This window comes from Streptomyces sp. NPDC048370, from assembly GCF_043200825.1.
Classification (GTDB): Bacteria; Actinomycetota; Actinomycetes; order Streptomycetales; family Streptomycetaceae; genus Streptomyces.
Genome location: NZ_JBICYI010000019.1, coordinates 20,017 through 37,922, shown reverse-complemented (window position 1 = coordinate 37,922; position 17,906 = coordinate 20,017). Strand labels below are relative to the sequence as shown.

General features: G+C 70.2%; 14 protein-coding genes. 5 read left to right on the top strand and 9 right to left on the bottom strand.

Translation table 11 applies throughout. The annotated features are described in order from the left end of the window. Positions 1-219 precede the first annotated feature (219 nt). Genes tkt through pgl form a run of 5 tightly spaced genes read left to right on the top strand, consistent with a single transcriptional unit; the run spans position 220 to position 6,806 of the window. Complete coding sequence (tkt, locus tag ACGFYP_RS30770; protein ID WP_393500505.1) at positions 220-2,307, top strand: transketolase; 2,088 nt, start codon at positions 220-222, stop codon at positions 2,305-2,307. Between the two features lie 32 nt (positions 2,308-2,339). Further along, complete coding sequence (tal, locus tag ACGFYP_RS30765; RefSeq protein ID WP_393500502.1) at positions 2,340-3,458, top strand: transaldolase; 1,119 nt, start codon at positions 2,340-2,342, stop codon at positions 3,456-3,458. A gap of 5 nt (positions 3,459-3,463) precedes the next feature. Next, complete coding sequence (zwf, locus tag ACGFYP_RS30760) at positions 3,464-4,996, top strand: glucose-6-phosphate dehydrogenase (RefSeq protein WP_393500499.1); 1,533 nt, start codon at positions 3,464-3,466, stop codon at positions 4,994-4,996. Beyond that, complete coding sequence (gene opcA / locus ACGFYP_RS30755; RefSeq protein WP_393500496.1) at positions 4,993-6,027, top strand: glucose-6-phosphate dehydrogenase assembly protein OpcA; 1,035 nt, start codon at positions 4,993-4,995, stop codon at positions 6,025-6,027. The genes zwf and opcA overlap by 4 nt, the downstream gene beginning before the upstream one ends. Further along, entirely contained in the window at positions 6,024-6,806 is a 783-nt protein-coding gene (gene pgl, locus ACGFYP_RS30750; protein ID WP_393500493.1) for a 6-phosphogluconolactonase, read from the top strand. Before opcA ends, pgl begins: the two co-directional genes overlap by 4 nt. 22 nt (positions 6,807-6,828) lie before the next feature. Here the strand turns inward: pgl and ACGFYP_RS30745 are convergent, their stop codons facing one another. The 9 genes from ACGFYP_RS30745 to ACGFYP_RS30705 form a co-directional block, all read right to left on the bottom strand. Next, positions 6,829-8,400: a PH domain-containing protein gene (locus tag ACGFYP_RS30745; RefSeq protein WP_393500490.1), complete on the bottom strand. Its 1,572-nt coding sequence runs from the start codon at positions 8,398-8,400 to the stop codon at positions 6,829-6,831. Next, positions 8,397-8,909, bottom strand: a complete 513-nt coding sequence (locus tag ACGFYP_RS30740; RefSeq protein ID WP_393500487.1) for a PH domain-containing protein — start codon at positions 8,907-8,909, stop codon at positions 8,397-8,399. Before ACGFYP_RS30740 ends, ACGFYP_RS30745 begins: the two co-directional genes overlap by 4 nt. 5 nt (positions 8,910-8,914) lie before the next feature. Then, positions 8,915-10,567 (bottom strand): glucose-6-phosphate isomerase, encoded by a 1,653-nt coding sequence (gene pgi / locus ACGFYP_RS30735; protein ID WP_393500812.1) that lies wholly within the window; start codon positions 10,565-10,567, stop codon positions 8,915-8,917. 232 nt (positions 10,568-10,799) lie between these two features. Then, the gene (locus ACGFYP_RS30730) at positions 10,800-11,135 is read right to left on the bottom strand and encodes an RNA polymerase-binding protein RbpA (protein ID WP_003976875.1); all 336 of its coding nucleotides are present in this window, start codon (positions 11,133-11,135) and stop codon (positions 10,800-10,802) included. A gap of 77 nt (positions 11,136-11,212) precedes the next feature. Beyond that, positions 11,213-11,443 carry a preprotein translocase subunit SecG gene (secG, locus tag ACGFYP_RS30725; RefSeq protein WP_361958470.1) on the bottom strand — a complete coding sequence of 77 codons (231 nt, stop codon included), beginning with the start codon at positions 11,441-11,443 and terminating at the stop codon, positions 11,213-11,215. A gap of 112 nt (positions 11,444-11,555) precedes the next feature. Further along, positions 11,556-12,332: a triose-phosphate isomerase gene (gene tpiA, locus ACGFYP_RS30720; protein ID WP_393500482.1), complete on the bottom strand. Its 777-nt coding sequence runs from the start codon at positions 12,330-12,332 to the stop codon at positions 11,556-11,558. A gap of 5 nt (positions 12,333-12,337) precedes the next feature. Continuing rightward, the gene (locus ACGFYP_RS30715; RefSeq protein WP_393500479.1) at positions 12,338-13,549 is read right to left on the bottom strand and encodes a phosphoglycerate kinase; all 1,212 of its coding nucleotides are present in this window, start codon (positions 13,547-13,549) and stop codon (positions 12,338-12,340) included. 111 nt (positions 13,550-13,660) lie between these two features. Further along, positions 13,661-14,671, bottom strand: a complete 1,011-nt coding sequence (gene gap, locus ACGFYP_RS30710; protein WP_361958464.1) for a type I glyceraldehyde-3-phosphate dehydrogenase — start codon at positions 14,669-14,671, stop codon at positions 13,661-13,663. A 224-nt stretch (positions 14,672-14,895) separates the two neighbouring features. After that, entirely contained in the window at positions 14,896-17,853 is a 2,958-nt protein-coding gene (locus ACGFYP_RS30705; protein ID WP_393500474.1) for a M14 family zinc carboxypeptidase, read from the bottom strand. Positions 17,854-17,906: the final 53 nt, after the last annotated feature.

The following is a 17,906-nucleotide window of genomic DNA, read 5'->3' as shown; positions in this document are numbered from 1 at the left end:
ATCTTCGCGGGGGTGGGGTCGTGTTGAGGGTGCTCGTCCCAAGGGGTGGACAGCGCTCGGGAGGCGAAGTGACGGAGTGACCGGCAGTCTTGCCGTGTCTTCTGTTTTCCGGGGCGCGCACTCGAAAAGATGGACGTGATGACGGGGGTAGGCTCGACAGCGCCGGTACACCCTCAGTCACCGGCTTCCCGTACATGTGGAGAGGAGCCCTGACTCAGGGTGAGCACCAAGCCGACCACCACAGACCTCGAGTGGACCGAATTGGACCAGCGGGCCGTGGACACCGCCCGCATCCTGGCCGCGGACGCCGTACAGAAGGTCGGCAACGGCCATCCCGGTACGGCCATGAGCCTGGCGCCCGCCGCGTACACCCTCTTCCAGAAGGTGATGCGGCACGACCCGGCCGACCCGGAGTGGGTGGGCCGCGACCGATTCGTGCTCTCCGCCGGTCACTCGTCCCTGACCCTCTACACCCAGCTGTACCTGGGGGGCTTCGGGCTCGAGCTGGACGACCTGAAGGCGTTCCGCACCTGGGGTTCGAAGACCCCGGGCCACCCGGAGTACGGGCACACCGCGGGCGTCGAGACGACCACGGGCCCGCTGGGCCAGGGTGTCGCCAACGCCGTGGGCATGGCGATGGCCGCCCGCTACGAGCGCGGTCTGTTCGACCCGGAGGCGGCCCCCGGCACCTCCCCGTTCGACCACCGGATCTACGCGATCGCCGGTGACGGCTGCCTGCAGGAGGGCATCTCCGCCGAGGCGTCCTCGCTCGCCGGTCACCAGAAGCTCGGCAACCTGATCCTGCTGTGGGACGACAACCACATCTCGATCGAGGGCGACACCGAGACGGCCGTGTCCGAGGACACGATGAAGCGGTACGAGGCGTACGGCTGGCACGTCCAGCGCGTCGAGGCGCGGGCCAACGGCGACCTGGACCCGGCGGCGCTGTTCGCGGCGATCAAGGCCGCGGAGGCCGAGACCGAGCGTCCGTCGTTCATCGCGATGCGCTCGATCATCGCCTGGCCCGCTCCGAACGCCCAGAACACCGAGGCCGCGCACGGCTCGGCGCTCGGCGACGAGGAGATCGCGGCCACCAAGCGGATCCTCGGCTTCGACCCGGAGCAGACCTTCGAGGTCTCCGACGAGGTCATCGGTCACACCCGCTCGCTGGGCGACCGCGGCCGTGAGGCCCGCGCCGCGTGGGAGAAGTCCCTCGCCGAGTGGCGTACGGCCAACCCGGAGCGGGCGGCCACGTTCGACCGCGTCCAGGCCAACGAGCTGCCGGAGGGCTGGGAGGCGCAGCTTCCCGTGTTCGAGGCGGGCAAGGGCATCGCCACCCGCGCCGCGTCCGGCAAGGTCCTGCAGTCGCTCGGCGCCGTCATCCCCGAGCTGTGGGGCGGCTCGGCCGACCTGGCCGGCTCGAACAACACGACGATCGACAAGACCTCGTCCTTCCTGCCCGAGGGCAACCCGCTGCCCGAGGCGGACCCGTACGGCCGCACGATCCACTTCGGCATCCGCGAGCACTCCATGGCCGCGGAGATGAACGGCATCGCGCTGCACGGCAACACCCGCGTCTACGGCGGCACCTTCCTGGTGTTCTCCGACTACATGCGCAACGCCGTCCGGCTCTCCGCGCTGATGCACCTGCCGGTGACGTACGTCTGGACCCACGACTCCATCGGTCTGGGCGAGGACGGCCCGACGCACCAGCCGGTGGAGCACCTGGCCTCGCTCCGCGCGATCCCCGGTCTGAACGTCGTCCGCCCGGCGGACGCCAACGAGACCTCCATCGCCTGGCGCGAGATCGTCAGGCGTCACACCCGTGTGTTCGGCAAGGGCGCCCCGCACGGCCTCGCGCTGACCCGCCAGGGTGTCCCGACGTACGACTGGAACGAGGACGCGGCCAAGGGTGGCTACGTGCTGTTCGACGCCGAGGGTGGCGACGCTCAGGTCGTGCTGATCGGCACCGGCTCCGAGGTGCACGTGGCCGTCGAGGCCCGCGAGCAGCTCCAGGCCGCCGGCGTCCCGACCCGTGTGGTCTCGATGCCGTCCGTCGAGTGGTTCGAGGAGCAGGACCAGGCGTACAAGGACGCCGTCCTGCCGCCGTCGGTGAAGGCGCGCGTGGCCGTCGAGGCCGGTATCGGCCTCACCTGGCACAAGTACGTCGGCGACGCCGGCCGGATCGTCTCGCTGGAGCACTTCGGTGCCTCGGCCGACGCGAAGGTCCTCTTCCGCGAGTTCGGCTTCACGCCGGACGCCGTGGCCGCCGCCGCCCGGGAATCCCTGGCCGCCGCGGCGCGCTGACGCCCCTAGACACGAATTTTGGAGAACCTCTCATGACAGACGCTCTCAAGCGCCTCTCCGACGAAGGCGTCGCGATCTGGCTCGACGACCTCTCGCGTCAGCGGATCACGTCCGGAAACCTGGCCGAGCTCATCGACCAGCAGCACGTGGTGGGTGTCACCACCAACCCGTCCATCTTCCAGAAGGCGATCTCGGAGGGCCACGGTTACGACCAGCAGCTCGCCGACCTGGCCGCCCGCAAGGTGACCGTGGACGAGGCCATCCGCATGATCACGACGGCTGACGTGAGGGACGCCGCCGACATCCTGCGCCCGGTCTACGACTCCACGGACGGCCAGGACGGCCGGGTCTCGATCGAGGTCGACCCCCGCCTCGCCCACTACACGGCGGCGACCATCGCCGAGGCCAAGCAGCTGGCCTGGCTGGTGGACCGTCCCAACACGCTCATCAAGATCCCGGCCACCAAGGCGGGTCTGCCGGCGATCACCGAGGTCATCGGCCTCGGCATCAGCGTCAACGTGACGCTGATCTTCTCGCTCGAGCGCTACCGCGCGGTCATGGACGCCTACCTGGCCGGTCTGGAGAAGGCCCGCGAGCGCGGCCTCGACCTCTCCAAGATCCACTCGGTGGCCTCCTTCTTCGTCTCCCGTGTGGACTCGGAGATCGACAAGCGCCTGAACGCCATCGGCACGGACGAGGCCAAGGCCCTCAAGGGCAAGGCCGCCCTCGCCAACGCCCGTCTGGCGTACGAGGCGTACGAAGAGGTGTTCTCCTCCGAGCGCTGGGTCGCCCTGGACAAGGCGCAGGCCAACAAGCAGCGTCCGCTGTGGGCCTCGACCGGCGTCAAGGACCCGGCGTACAAGGACACGCTGTACGTCGTCGACCTGGTCGCTCCCGGCACGGTGAACACCATGCCCGAGGCGACCCTGGAGGCCACCGCCGACCACGGCGAGGTCTCCGGCGACACCGTGCGCGGCACCTACGCGCAGGCCCGCGCGGAGCTGGACGCCGTCGAGAAGCTCGGCATCAGCTACGACGACGTGGTACAGCTGCTGGAGGACGAGGGCGTCGAGAAGTTCGAGGCGTCCTGGAACGACCTTCTCAAGTCGACCGAGGCGGAGCTTGAGCGCCTCGCACCTTCGGAGGCGTAAGCACTTTGAGCGCAGTCCACGGAGCCAACCCGCTCCGTGACGCCGCAGACCGACGGCTCCCGCGTATCGCGGGGCCGTCGGGTCTGGTGATCTTCGGTGTCACGGGCGATTTGTCCCGTAAGAAGCTGATGCCTGCCGTCTACGACCTGGCCAACCGCGGCCTGCTGCCGCCGGGCTTCTCGCTCATCGGCTTCGCCCGTCGCGAGTGGCAGGACGAGGACTTCGCGCAGGAGGTCCACGACGCCGTCGAGCAGCACGCGCGCACCCCGTTCCGCGAGGAGGTGTGGCAGCAGCTGATCCAGGGGATGCGTTTCGTCCAGGGCGACTTCGACGACGACGAGGCCTTCGAGCAGCTGAAGTCCACCATCGAGGAGCTGGACAAGGCGCAGGGCACCGGGGGCAACTTCGCCTTCTACCTGTCCGTGCCGCCGAAGTTCTTCCCCAAGGTCGTCCAGCAGCTGAAGAAGCACGGACTGGCCGATCAGAAGGACGGCTCCTGGCGCCGCGCGGTCATCGAGAAGCCCTTCGGCCACGACCTGGTCTCCGCCAAGGAGCTCAACGAGGTCGTCCACGAGGTCTTCCCGCCCAACGAGGTCTTCCGGATCGACCACTACCTGGGCAAGGAGACCGTCCAGAACATCCTGGCGCTCCGCTTCGCCAACACCCTCTTCGAGCCGATCTGGAACCGGTCGTACGTCGACCACGTGCAGATCACCATGGCCGAGGACATCGGCATCGGCGGCCGCGCCGGCTACTACGACGGCATCGGCGCCGCCCGTGACGTCATCCAGAACCACCTCCTCCAGCTGCTCGCGCTGACCGCGATGGAGGAGCCCGCCTCCTTCGACGCGGACGCGCTCGCGGCCGAGAAGACCAAGGTGCTCGGCGCGGTGAAGCTGCCGAAGGACCTGGGCGCCTCGACCGTGCGCGGCCAGTACGCGCCTGGATGGCAGGGCGGCGCGAAGGCCGTCGGCTATCTGCAGGAGGACGGGATCGACCCCAAGTCGAAGACCGACACCTACGCGGCCATCAAGGTGGAGATCGACAACCGCCGCTGGGCGGGCGTCCCGTTCTACCTCCGTACCGGCAAGCGGCTCGGCCGCCGCGTCACCGAGATCGCGGTGGTCTTCCAGCGGGCTCCCCACTCCCCCTTCGACAAGACGGCGACGGAGGAGCTGGGCCAGAACGCCCTGGTCATCCGCGTCCAGCCGGACGAGGGCGTGACGATGCGGTTCGGCTCCAAGGTGCCGGGCACCTCGATGGAGGTCCGGGACGTGTCGATGGACTTCGCGTACGGCGAGTCCTTCACGGAGTCCAGCCCCGAGGCGTACGAGCGGCTCCTCCTGGACGTGCTGCTCGGCGACTCGAACCTCTTCCCGCGTGTCGAGGAGGTCGAGCTCTCCTGGAAGATCCTCGACCCGATCGAGCAGTACTGGGACAAGCACGGCAAGCCCGCGCAGTACCAGTCCGGGACCTGGGGTCCGGTCGAGGCGGACGAAATGCTCGCACGAGACGGACGGAGCTGGCGCCGGCCATGAAGACCGACCTCACGGACACCACGTCCAGCAAGATCAACAAGGCGCTGGTGCTCGGGCGGCGTGCCATCGGCACGCCCGCCGTCGGCATGGTGCTCACCCTCGTCATCGTCACCGACGAGGAGAACGCCTACGACGCTCTGAAGGCGGCCAACGACGCGTCCCGCGAGCACCCCTCGCGGACGCTGGTCGTCATCAAGCGGGCCTCGCGTTCGCCGCGCGACCGCGCGAAGGCACGGCTCGACGCCGAGGTCCGCCTCGGCGCCGACGCCAGCACGGGCGAAACGGTTGTCCTCCGGCTGTACGGCGAGGTCGCCGACCACGCCCAGTCGGTGGTACTCCCCCTGCTCCTGCCGGACGCGCCCGTCGTCGTCTGGTGGCCGGTCAACTCCCCGGCCGACCCGGCGAACGACCCGCTGGGCGCGCTCGCCCAGCGCCGGGTGACCGACACCTACGCCGCCGAGCAGCCGATCCACGAGTTGACCGGGCGCGCGGACACGTACACCCCGGGCGACACGGACCTGGCCTGGACCCGGATCACCCCGTGGCGTTCGATGCTCGCCGCCGCGCTCGACCAGGTCGTGTGCGAGGTCACCTCGGCCGAGGTGGAGGGCGAGGAGTTCAACCCCAGCGTCGAGCTGCTGGCCATGTGGCTGGCGGACCGGCTCAAGGTGCCGGTGCGCCGGTCCACGTCGCAGGGCCCCGGGCTCACCTCCGTACGGATGGAGTCCGACAACGGGCCGATCGTCCTCGACCGGCCGGACGGCTCGCTCGCGACGCTCTCCATCGAGGGGCAGCCGAACCGCGCCGTGGCGCTCAAGCGCCGCGACACGGCCGAGCTGATCGCCGAGGAGCTGCGGCGGCTCGACCCGGACGACACGTACGCCTCGGCGCTGCGGTTCGGGCTCGCACGCCTTGACGAGGAGGCGAAGGTGACGGCCCCGAAGGAGCCGGCCCCGGCTGCCGCCGAGACCGAGGCGGCACCCGCGCCCGCTCCGAAGAAGGCCCCGGCCAAGAAGGCGGCGGCCAAGTGAGCACTCCGCAGCTCGTCGTCCACCGCGACAAGGAGCTGATGGCGCAGGCCGCGGCGGCCCGGCTGATCACCCGGATCGTGGACGCCCAGGCCGCCCGCGGCTCGGCGTCCGTGGTCCTCACGGGCGGCCGGAACGGCAACGGGCTGCTCGCGGCGCTCGGTTCGGCCCCCGCGCGGGACGCGATCGACTGGTCGCGGCTCAATCTGTGGTGGGGCGACGAGCGGTTCCTGCCCGAGGGCGACCCGGAGCGGAACGTCACCCAGGCCCGCGCGGCGCTGCTCGACGGCGTCCCGCTGGACCCGGCGCGCGTGCACGCGATGCCGGCCTCGGACGGTCCTTACGGCAATGACGTCGAGGCGGCGGCTGCCGGCTATGCCGCCGAACTCGCCGCGGCCGCAGGTCCCGAGGACCATGGCTCGGTGCCGTCGTTCGACGTGCTGATGCTGGGCGTCGGGCCCGACACGCACGTGGCCTCGCTCTTCCCGGAGCTTCCGGCGGTGCGCGAGACGGAGCGCACGGTGGTGGGCGTGCACGGCGCGCCCAAGCCGCCGCCGGTCCGGATCTCGCTGACGCTGCCGGCGATCCGGGCCGCGCGTGAGGTCTGGCTGCTCGCGGCGGGCGAGGACAAGGCGAAGGCCGCGGCGATCGCGCTGTCCGGCGCGGGCGAGGTGCAGGCCCCGGCGGCGGGCGCCTACGGCCGCTCGCGGACGCTCTGGCTGCTCGACGCGGCGGCCGCCTCGGAGCTGCCGCGCGCGCTGTATCCGCCGGCTTCGGCCTGACGGACGTTCGACGAGGCCCGGTTCACCGCACCACGGTGGACCGGGCCTCCGGCGTTTCCCGTACGGGCTCCAGGAAGGGGGCGAGCAGCTCCGGCACCGCCTCGGCTGCGAAGGTCAGGCCCTCGCTCTGCCCGGCGTCGTGGACGTCGTACCCGCCCGTACCCGCCGCCGTCGTCGCGGTCAGCGTCAACAGGCCGGCGCGGCGCTGGAAGTACGACTGCTTGACCGTCCAACCGATGACACCGCCGCGCTCCAGGGCGACCGTGGTCCGGCGGATCGTGCCGGAACGGGCCACCAGGTAGGCGCCGGTGACGCCGTGGCCGAGGTTGCGGTAGGCGTCGAGCGCGGCCACCACGGCGAGGGTGCCGAGGACGAGGGCGCAGCCCGCGGCGACGTACAGCAGCACGGGGGTGAGGAGCAGCCCGAGGACCACGAGGACCGCGACCGGGGCGAACACGCTCCACAGGGCCCAGCGCAGCCGCCGGGTGCGGGCGGCGCGGGGGTGGGCGGTGAGCGGCGCGCCCGTCGGGGACTCGGCCGCGCGCAGCACCTGCGCGGCGACCCGGTCGGCGACCGCGCGGGGCGCCGCGGGAAGGAGGGTCTTCTTGTCGGCGTGCTTGTCCTCGTCGTCCTCGGTGAGGCCGGTGGCGACGGCGTCGACGCGGGCGGCCCGGCACATCCGGACGCCCAGCGGCTCGACCAGTTCGACGCCCCTCAGCCGGCGTTCCTCGATGGAGATCGAGCGGGCGGTGAAGAGGCCGCGGCGGACCCGCAGGGAGCCGCCGGGCTCGCGCTCCAGGCGGTAGTTCCACCACATCTCGACCCAGAGGCCGAGCGCGCCGACCGTGCCTGCGAGGACGGCGAGGAGGATCAGGACGAGGATCATCGACACGACGGAGGTGTCCTGGAAGCGGTCCCCTATCCAGTCGATGACCTCCCTCTGGGCGCCGAACCACTCGCTGACCTGCATCACGGCGCCGGCCGCCGCTCCGCCGAGCAGCACGGCGACGAAGGAGACCGGGGCGTAGCGGATCCAGCGCGGGTCGAGGACGGCGAGGGCGCCGTCGTGGGGGGTGTCCTCGGTGGCGGGGGCCGTGCGGTCGAGCAGTTCGCGGCGGAGCCGCTCGCCCTCGGCCCGGGCCACGGGGTCGAGTTCGAGGGTGGACTCGCCGCCGCCGTGGTGCTCGCCGGTGCCGATGCGGACCTCGACCAGGCCGAGGACGCGCTGCAGCGGGTTGGCGGTCAGGTCGACGCTGCGGATCCGCTCGCGGGCCAGCGAGCGGCGTTTGACCAGCAGGAGTCCGGTGTGGAGTTCGGCCCGTTCGACGCCGATGCGGTAGCGGGTGCGCCGCCAGCGGACGTAGTCGCCGGCCGAGCCGACGCCGATGAGGAGGACGGCCCCTGCGAGGATCCAGGCGACGGCCCGCCCGGCGGACAGGGAGTTGGTCAGGCCGAAGAACGTGGGCAGGGCGGCGCCGCCGGCGACGCCCGCGAGGACGACGGCCGTGACCAGGACCGTACGACGGTCGAGCCGCCGCCACTCCTCGCGGACGCCGCCCGACTGCTCGGGGACGCCGCCCGACTCCTCGCTCATGTGGCGTCCCCCGGGGTGGCCTGGGTGATGCGGGTGAGCTTCTCGGCGAGGTCCGCCGCCAGTTCGTGGTCGAGGCCCTCGATGCGGAGCGCGCCCTTGGAGGAGGCCGTGGTGACGGTGACCGTGGCGAGCTTGTACAGCTGCTCCAGCGGGCCGCGGACGGTGTCGACGGTCTGGATCCGGGACATGGGCGCGATCCGCCACTCCTGCCGGAAGAGCCCGGTACGGACGTAGACGGCGTCCTCGGTGACCTCCCAGCGGTGGACCCGGAACCACCAGGAGGGGAAGAACGCGGCGCAGGCGAGGCCGGCGACCGCCAGGACGGCGGCGGGCGTCCACAGCCAGAACCGGGCCGGCTCGATGAGCGCCCCGAGGACGGCGAGGACCACCACCGGCACGGCGGTGGTCAGCAGCCACTGGGCACGCCACCAGCCGACGGCCCGGTCGTTCAGCGTGTTGCTGGGCGGCCGCAGCCGCACCTCTACCGACACCGCGTTCTCCCCCCTCATCGGGTCTACCTCCCGCGCAGCGACCGGTAGGTGGCGACGAGTCCGGCGGTCGAGCCGTCGAGCTCGTCCCCTCCCTTGCCCGCGGTGAGCACGGGCTCGATCTTCTTGGCGAGGACCTTGCCCAGTTCGACGCCCCACTGGTCGAAGGAGTCGATGTTCCAGATCGCGCCCTGGACGAACACCTTGTGCTCGTAGAGCGCGATGAGCTGGCCGAGGACGGAGGGGGTGAGTTCCTTGGACAGGATCGTCGTCGTGGGGTGGTTGCCCTGGAACGTCTTGTGCGGGACGAGTTCCTCGGCGACGCCCTCGGCCCGTACCTCGTCGGCGGTCTTGCCGAAGGCAAGCGCCTGCGTCTGGGCGAAGAAGTTGGCCATCAGCAGGTCGTGCTGGGCGACGAGGCCGGGGAGCAGATCGGCGACGGGCTCGGCGAAGCCGATGAAGTCGGCGGGGATGAGCTTCGTGCCCTGGTGGATCAACTGGTAGTACGCGTGCTGACCGTTGGTACCGGGCGTGCCCCAGACGACCGGTCCTGTCTGCCAGTCGACGGGGTTGCCGTCGCGGTCGACGGACTTGCCGTTGGACTCCATGTCGAGCTGCTGGAGGTAGGCCGTGAACTTCGACAGGTAGTGGGAGTACGGCAGGACGGCGTGCGACTGGGCGTCGAAGAACCCGCCGTACCAGACGCCGAGGAGGCCGAGCAGCAGCGGTGCGTTCTCCTCGGGCGGGGCGGTACGGAAGTGCTCGTCGACGAGGTGGAAGCCGTCGAGCATCTCGCGGAAGTGCTCCGGGCCGATGGCGATCATCAGGGAGAGGCCGATGGCGGAGTCGTAGGAGTAGCGCCCGCCGACCCAGTCCCAGAACTCGAACATGTTGGCCGTGTCGATGCCGAAGTCCTGGACCTTCTCGGCGTTGGTCGACAGGGCCACGAAGTGCTTGGCGACCGCGGCCTGATCGGCCCTGAGGCCGGTCAGCAGCCAGTTCCGGGCGGAGGTGGCGTTGGTGACCGTCTCGATGGTCGTGAAGGTCTTGGAGGCGACGATGAAGAGCGTCTCGGCCGGGTCGAGGTCGCGGACGGCCTCGTGGAGGTCGGCGCCGTCCACGTTGGAGACGAAACGGAACGTCAGGTCCCGCTGGGTGTAGGCGCGCAGGGCCTCGTAGGCCATGGCGGGGCCGAGGTCGGAGCCGCCGATGCCGATGTTCACGATGTTCTTGATCGGCTTGCCGGTGTGACCGGTCCACTCGCCCGCGCGGACCTTGTCCGCGAAGGCGGCCATCTTGTCGAGGACGGCGTGGACGGCCGGGACGACGTTCTCGCCGTCGACCTCGATCACGGCGTCGCGCGGCGCGCGCAGCGCGGTGTGCAGGACCGCGCGGTCCTCGGTGGTGTTGATCTTCTCACCGCGGAACATGGCGTCGCGCAGCTCGGCCACGCCGGTCGCGGCGGCCAGCTCGCGCAGCAGCGCCAGCGTCTCGTCGGTGACGAGGTTCTTGGAGTAGTCCAGGTCCAGATCGCCGACGCGCAGCGTGTACGCGGTGCCGCGGTCCTGGTCGGCGGCGAACAGCTCGCGCAGATGGGTGTCTCCCAGCTGCTCGCGGTGCTTGCCGAGGGCGGCCCATTCCGGCGTCCGGTTGAGCCTCGTACGTCCTTCTGCGTTCATCTCGGACATCGCCTACTTCTTCTCTTCCTGCCTGCTTGCCCCGCTGCCACTCCAACCTAGTTGATCAGCGGGGCCGAGGACGCAACGGCGAGCGCGAACAGCGCCGCCGCGAGGAGGGCGGGTGTGTTCCGGCGAGCAGGAGGCGGCGTGGCGGGATGTACGTACGCGAACGGGCCCTGTCCGCGAACCGAATTCGCGGGCAGGGCCCGTTCGTCACACTGTCACACCACGCTCAGATCTCGCCGCGCAGCTTGGCGAGCGCCTCCGCGAGGATCGCCTCGCCGTCCGCGTCGCTGCGCCGCTCGCGTACGTACGCGAGGTGCGTCTTGTACGGCTCGGTGCGCGGCGGGTCCGGGGGGTTGTCCCGGTCCTGACCGGCCGGGAAGCCGCAACGCGGGCAGTCCCACGTCTCCGGAACCTGTGCGTCACTGGCGAAGCTCGGCTGCGTCTCGTGCCCGTTCGAGCACCAGAAGGAGATGCGGAGGCGCGGCGCCGACTCGCCCCGCTCGGCCTCCCCCATCGGCCCCGCTCCGACCCGGCTTCCCCGGATCGCGTTGCCACTTGCCACGGTCGTAACTCCCTGCGTGATGGTGCTCGAAGATGCCCCAGTCTACGTAAGGCCCAACGCGCGTCCAGTGATTGGAGTTACACGTCCAACTTCATCAGAAGCGCAAGCACGACAATGCAGGCGAACCACATCAGACCGACCACGACGGTGATGCGGTCCAGGTTGCGCTCGGCAACCGAGGAGCCACCGACGGACGACTGCATGCCACCGCCGAACATGTCGGAGAGGCCGCCGCCCTTCCCCTTGTGCATCAGCACGAGCAGCATCAGCAGCGCGCTGAAGACGATCAGGGCGATCGAGAACCCCATAACCACGGCTGGACCAACTTCCTCGGACTTATACGGACGGGGGTCGGGCAGGTCCTGCCCGACCCCCGCAAGGGTACGACGGATCGTCGCTACCGCCTACTCACCGATCGCGTCACTGATCGCGGAAGCGGACGATCTTGACGAACTCCTCGGAGTCCAGCGCCGCGCCGCCCACCAGGGCACCGTCGACATCGGGCTGCGCCATGATCGCGGCCACGTTGCCGGCCTTGACCGAGCCGCCGTACTGGATGCGGACCTTGTCGGCCAGCTCCTGCGAGTACAGCTCCGCGAGACGCCCGCGGATCGCCCCGCAGACCTCCTGCGCGTCCTCGGGGGTGGCGACCTCGCCGGTGCCGATGGCCCACACCGGCTCGTACGCGATCACGATGGACTCGGCCTGCTCGGCCGGGAGGTCCTTCAGACCGCCGTCGAGCTGGTCGAGGGTGTACTGGACCTGCCGGCCGGCCTTGCGGACGTCCAGGCCCTCGCCGACGCAGAGGATCGGGGTGATCCCGTGCTTGTAGGCGGCCTTGACCTTGGCGTTGCAGATCTCGTCCGTCTCGGCGTGGTACTGCCGGCGCTCGGAGTGGCCCACGGCGACGTAGGCGCACTTCAGCTTGGACAGCATGAGGCCCGAGATCTCGCCGGTGTACGCACCGGAGTCCTGCGCCGAGATGTCCTGGGCGCCGTACTTGATCTTGAGCTTGTCGCCGTCGACCAGGGTCTGGACGGACCGCAGGTCCGTGAAGGGCGGCAGGACCGCGACCTCGACGGCGTCGTAGTCCTTGTCGGTCAGCGCGAAGGCGAGCTTCTGGACGTGGGCGATGGCCTCGAGGTGGTTGAGGTTCATCTTCCAGTTGCCCGCCATCAGCGGGGTGCGGGTGCTCAAGGTGTTCAGTCCTCCAGTGCGGCGAGGCCGGGGAGCGTCTTGCCCTCGAGGTATTCGAGGGAGGCGCCACCACCGGTCGAGATGTGGCCGAAGGCATTCTCGTCGAAGCCCAGGGTGCGCACGGCGGCGGCCGAGTCGCCACCGCCGACGACGGTGAAGGCGTTGCTGTCGACGAGGGCCTGCGCGATCGCGCGGGTGCCTTCGGCGTAGTCGGGGTGCTCGAAGACTCCCACCGGACCGTTCCAGAAGACGGTCTCGGCGTCCGCGATCTTCGAGGCGTACAGCTCGCGGGTCTTCGGGCCGATGTCGAGGCCCTCCTTCTTCGAGGGGATCGCGTCGGCGCCGACGGTCTCGAAGTCGGCCGGGGCCTTCGTCTTCAGGTCCGGGAAGTCGGTGGAGACGAGCACGTCGACGGGGAGGACGAGCTCCACGCCGTTCTTCTTCGCGCGCGCCATGTACTCGGTCACCGTCGGGATCTGGTCCTCCTGGAGGAGGGAGATGCCGACCTCGTGGCCCTGGGCCTTGAGGAAGGTGTAGGCCATGCCGCCGCCGATGAGGATGCGGTCGGCCTTGCCGAGCAGCTCGTCGATGACGGCGAGCTTGTCGGAGACCTTGGCGCCGCCGAGCACGACCACGTAGGGGCGCTTGACGTCCGCGGTCAGCTTCTTCAGGACGCCGACCTCGGTGGCGATGAGGTAGCCGGCGGCGTGCGGCAGCAGGGCCGGGAGGTCGAAGACCGAGGCGTGCTTGCGGTGCACGGCGCCGAAGCCGTCGCCGACGTAGAGGTCGGCGAGCTCGGCGAGCTGCCGGGCGAACGCCGTGCGCTCGTCGTCGTCCTTGGACGTCTCGCCCGCGTTGAAGCGCAGGTTCTCGATCACGGCCACCTGGCCGTCGGCGAGGCCCGCGACGGTCGCCGTGGCGGACTCGCCGACGGTGTCGGTCGCGAAGGCCACGTCGGCGCCGAGGAGTTCACCGAGGCGCGCGGCGGCCGGGGCGAGGGAGAACGCCGGGTCCGGGGCGCCCTTGGGGCGGCCCAGGTGCGAGGCGACCACGACCCGGGCGCCGGCCTCGGCGAGCGCCTTGACCGTGGGGAGGACGGCGCGGATCCGCCCGTCGTCGGTGATGGCCGTGCCGGCCAGCGGCACGTTGAGGTCGGCGCGGACGAATACCCGCTTGCCGGCGACGCCTTCGGCGAGAAGCTCGTCGATCGTCTTCATCTTCTACTGGACTCCTTGGAACGCGGTGAAGCACACGGCACAGGGCTCGGACAGCGCATCCTTGCGCTGTCCGAGCCCTGTGCTCACATCGAGGTGCCTACGTCTGGAATATCAGAGCTGGTTTCCGACGAAGACGGTGAGGTCGACGAGACGGTTGGAGTAGCCCCACTCGTTGTCGTACCAGCCGAGGATCTTGACCGACTTGCCCTCCTGGACCATGGTCAGGGAGGAGTCGAAGGTGCAGGACGCCGGGTCGCTGACGATGTCCGAGGACACGATCGGGTCCTCGGTGTAGTACAGGATGCCCTTGAGGTCGCCGTCCTCGGAGGCCTTCTTGAACGCGGCGTTGACCTCGTCCTTGGTGACCTCGCGCTGCAGCTCCACGACCAGGTCGGTGGCCGAGCCGGTCGGGACCGGGACGCGCATGGCGATGCCGTCCAGCTTGCCCTTGAGCTGCGGCAGGACCAGGGCGGTGGCCTTGGCGGCACCGGTCGTGGTCGGGATGATGTTCTCCGCGGCGGCGCGGGCGCGACGCAGGTCGGAGTGCGGGAAGTCCAGGATGCGCTGGTCGTTGGTGTACGCGTGGACCGTCGTCATCAGGCCCTTGACGATGCCGAAGTTCTCGTCGAGGACCTTGGCCATCGGCGCCACACAGTTGGTGGTGCAGGAGGCGTTGGAGATGACGTGGTGCTGCGCCGGGTCGTACTTCTCCTGGTTGACGCCCATGACGATGGTGATGTCCTCGTCCTTGGCCGGAGCCGAGATGAGGACCTTCTTCGCGCCACCGGCGATGTGCTTCTCGGCGTCGGCCTTCTTGGTGAAGATGCCGGTCGACTCGATGACGATGTCGACGCCCAGGTCGCCCCAGGGGATGTCGGCCGGGTTGCGCTCGGACAGCACCTTGATGGTGTGACCGTCGACGGTGATGGTGTCTGCCGTGTGGGTGACCTCGGCCTTGAGGCGCCCCAGGATCGTGTCGTACTTCAGCAGGTGAGCAGTGGTCGCGGTGTCACCCAGGTCGTTGACAGCCACGATCTCGATGTCGGCACCCTGCTCAAGGAGCGCGCGGAAGTAGTTGCGACCGATGCGGCCAAAGCCGTTGATGCCTACGCGGATCGTCACGAACCGATCTCCTCGTTAGGTACGCCGGGTTTCGACGCCGGCGAGATTCTTTTAGGGATGTCCCCGACCGCTTACGACCCTACCTCTCCCATCGGCTGAGAGTGACATCGTGTGCGGTCGGAAGACCCCGGGATTGCACCGTGGCCCGTTATTACCGACGGGTTCGGGCCACGGTGCGCAATTCGTCCCGATCACTGACTGTGATCAATAGTGCGGGTGCCCGCTCAGCCGTGCAGGGTGCCGAGCGCCTTTCGGATCAGTCTGCTGCGGTCGGCCGCGCTGGGCATGTGTTCCAGGCCGAAGCCGAGGAGCACGGTGTCGCGCGTGGTGACGGCAGCCTGGGAGTGGAAGAGCCCGGCGGAGCGGGCCCAGTCGCTGCCGTTCCCGGGGCTGCCGGCCGGCGGTCCCGGTACGGACCACGCGCCGAGCGCGGTCTCGAAGCCCTCGCTCGAGCCGGCCGTGCCGCCGACGACGAGCGCGGTGTCGTCGACGAAGGCGCCCATCTCGCCGGTGCCGGGGTCGGCGATGTACGAGAGGGAGAGCTCGACCTGCTTGCCCGCGTAGGCGCTCAGGTCGATCGAGGCCTGCCGCCAGCCGTTGGAGGGGCCGGTGAAGGCGTTCCAGGAGCCGGTGGTGCCGGTGGTGGCGCAGCCGTCCTCGCCGACGGTCAGGTAGTGGGCGAGGAAGGGGTGGCCCTGGACGTAGTAGCCCTCGCCGCAGTCGGCGGGGGCGGCGGTGGAGGTGCCGCCGTTGGCGTCGGGCAGCGTGGTCCAGTCGTCCTGGCCGACGGTGTGGGCCTCGACGACGAGGTTGTCGTAGCCGGGCTCGGTGTCGTAGCTGACCTGGAAGCGGAGGCTGGGCTTCGAGGCCGCGGCGACGCCGGTGAGGTCGACGGTGCGGCTGAGTCGGGCCCAGGTGTCGTCGGTGTGCCGGACGGCGGCGAACTGCGTGCCCTCGTACGGCTCGAAGGGGGTGCGGACGCCCGGGTAGTCACCGGCGGACCGGCTGCTGCCGAACTGCGGGAACCGGCGCGGCGCCAGGGTGTCCGAGGTGACGGTGTACGCGCCGGCGTTGTCCAGCGGGTTGTCGGCCGTACCGCCGAGGGCACCGGTGACGCCGGCGAAGCCGCCGGACCCGGCGAAGGACGGCGGGCCGTTCAGCCCGGCCCGGTGGTAGGCGCCGAGGTAGTACTGGGCGAAGTCGTTGGACGTGGCCCGGCCGATGTCGACGAGCCCGCCGGACTTCTCACCGGCGTTGACCAGCTTGCCGCCCTCGTTGAGGTACTCCCGCACGGCCAGCGTGACGGGCCCTGAGGGCGCTTCGGCGCCGGTGTACCAGACGACCGTACGGAAGTGGCTCAGGACGCCCAGCGGGTCGGGGACGCCTTGGGTGGCGACGTCCCAGACGGCGGCCTTGCGGCCGCTGTCGGCGAGCGCCTTCACATAGGAGGCGGTGTGCTTCGCGGCGGTCGTGCCGCCCTCCTCGGCGAGGACGAGCACGTCCGCGCGCGGCCGGTCGGCCACGGTGTACGTGAACGGGGCGGAGGCGGTCGCCCGGCCCTCGCGGGTGCGGGCGGTGAACCAGACCTCGACCGTGTCGCCGGGTTCGGTGTCCTCGACCTCGGCGCGGTACCGGTCGAAGTAGAGGTTGTCCTCGCCTCCGTACGTCTCGCCGCCCCGCCAGGCCTCGAGCCGTTCGGTGTGCGTACGGCCGCCGTTGATCCGGTACTTCAGCTCCTTGCCGCGCAGCGACTTGCGGGCGGTCACGGAGACCTCCTGGTCGCCGCCGCGGGCGTAGGAGGTGGTGAAGGCGGCCGGGGTGAAGTCGGGCGCCTCGAGTCCGGTGACGGAGACGGGCCGGTCCGGGTGGGCGGCGGTCTCGGCGACGGCGAGCGCGAAGGGGATGTTCTTGGCGAACTCCGCCTGGATCAGCTTCTCGTCGTCGGGGAAGGTGAAGACGGAGGCGCAGTCGGCGGGCTCCCAGGCGTCGTTCGGGTCGATGCGGGAGACGGTGGCGCAGGTCGACATCTCCGGGGTGAACATCTGCATCCCGTTGACGTTGGCCGCGTGTCCGTCGGCCTCGCCGTTGGTGGTGTACAGCTCGGAGGAGACCTGCGGCCGGTAGCCGGGGACGGCGGACTTCGCCGGGGTGCCGGCGAGGGACTTGAGGGCCACGTCGTCGGGGGTGTCGGTGGCGACCTGCCAGCCGACCCCGTAGAGCAGCAGCTGGGCGGCGGAGTGGTAGTTGATGCCGTACTGGAAACCGATGCGCTTCTGGAAGGCGTCGAGCGCCTTGGTCTCGGGCTCGGACATCGCGCGGGGGCCGCGGTAGGTCTCGTCGGCCGGGTCGGGGGACGAACCCTCGTTGTCGTAGCCCCACTTGTAGGCGAAGTTACGGTTGAGGTCGACGCCGTCGCCGGGGGCGATGGTGCCGTCGCCGTCGTTGTCGCGGAGGTTCTTGCGCCACTGGCGGTTGTCGGGGTCGGCGTGGGTGAAGTCGTAGCCGTCCGGGTTGGCGGAGAGCACGAACCACAGCTCGGTGGAGTCGACGATCTTCGTGATCCGCGCGTCCGTGCCGTAACCGTCGAGGTAGTGGTGCATCAGCCGCCGGGTCATCTCGGGGGTGATCCACTCACGGGCGTGCTGGTTGGACATGTACAGCGTCGCGGGCCTGGTGCCGTCCTTGGCCTTCTTGGCGCCCTTGGTGAGCTTGAGGGCGAGGATGTCCTGGCCCTTGACGGTCTTGCCGAGCGAGACGACCTTGGTGAGGTCCGGGTGGGCCTGGGCGGTGGCGAGGATCTCCTGCTTGAGGCCGCCCGTCCCGCCGTACGGGCGGAAGACGCCGTCCCCCGCGCCCGCGACCCGCTGCTCGGCCCGGGCGGAGAGGGTGTGCTCGGCGAGCTGGATCCCCTTGCCGCGCAGCTGCCCCGCCTGCTTGTCGGTGAGGTACAGCTCCAGGGTGGTGGAGCCCTTCTCCGGCACCTGCTCGGTCAGCTCGTGGCCGTCGGTGCCCGCTTCGAGGAGCAGCGGCACCTGTTCCTTGCTGACCGTCGCGCGCCACACGGAGAGGGCGTCACCGCCGCCGTTCGTGTCCTGAGGTTCCGCTCCGGCGACGGGTGCCGCCACAAGCCCCGCGATCAGCAGTGAACCCGCCGCGAGGATCGCTCGCGCTCTGCGCCTCATAAGCCCCCCTTGCTGTTGTCTGCCACGAAAGTGAACAGACGCCAGGCTGATCA

What these genes read in the sequence shown, in the direction of transcription:
- tal (WP_393500502.1), top strand. Translation starts at nt 2,340, where the DNA reads ATGACAGACGCTCTCAAGCGCCTCTCCGACGAAGGCGTCGCGATCTGG.
- pgi (WP_393500812.1), bottom strand. Translation starts at nt 10,567, where the DNA reads ATGAACGCAGAAGGACGTACGAGGCTCAACCGGACGCCGGAATGGGCC.
- ACGFYP_RS30740 (WP_393500487.1), bottom strand. Translation starts at nt 8,909, where the DNA reads ATGAGGGGGGAGAACGCGGTGTCGGTAGAGGTGCGGCTGCGGCCGCCC.
- secG (WP_361958470.1), bottom strand. Translation starts at nt 11,443, where the DNA reads ATGGGGTTCTCGATCGCCCTGATCGTCTTCAGCGCGCTGCTGATGCTG.
- opcA (WP_393500496.1), top strand. Translation starts at nt 4,993, where the DNA reads ATGAAGACCGACCTCACGGACACCACGTCCAGCAAGATCAACAAGGCG.
- ACGFYP_RS30705 (WP_393500474.1), bottom strand. Translation starts at nt 17,853, where the DNA reads ATGAGGCGCAGAGCGCGAGCGATCCTCGCGGCGGGTTCACTGCTGATC.
- ACGFYP_RS30715 (WP_393500479.1), bottom strand. Translation starts at nt 13,549, where the DNA reads ATGAAGACGATCGACGAGCTTCTCGCCGAAGGCGTCGCCGGCAAGCGG.
- ACGFYP_RS30745 (WP_393500490.1), bottom strand. Translation starts at nt 8,400, where the DNA reads ATGAGCGAGGAGTCGGGCGGCGTCCCCGAGCAGTCGGGCGGCGTCCGC.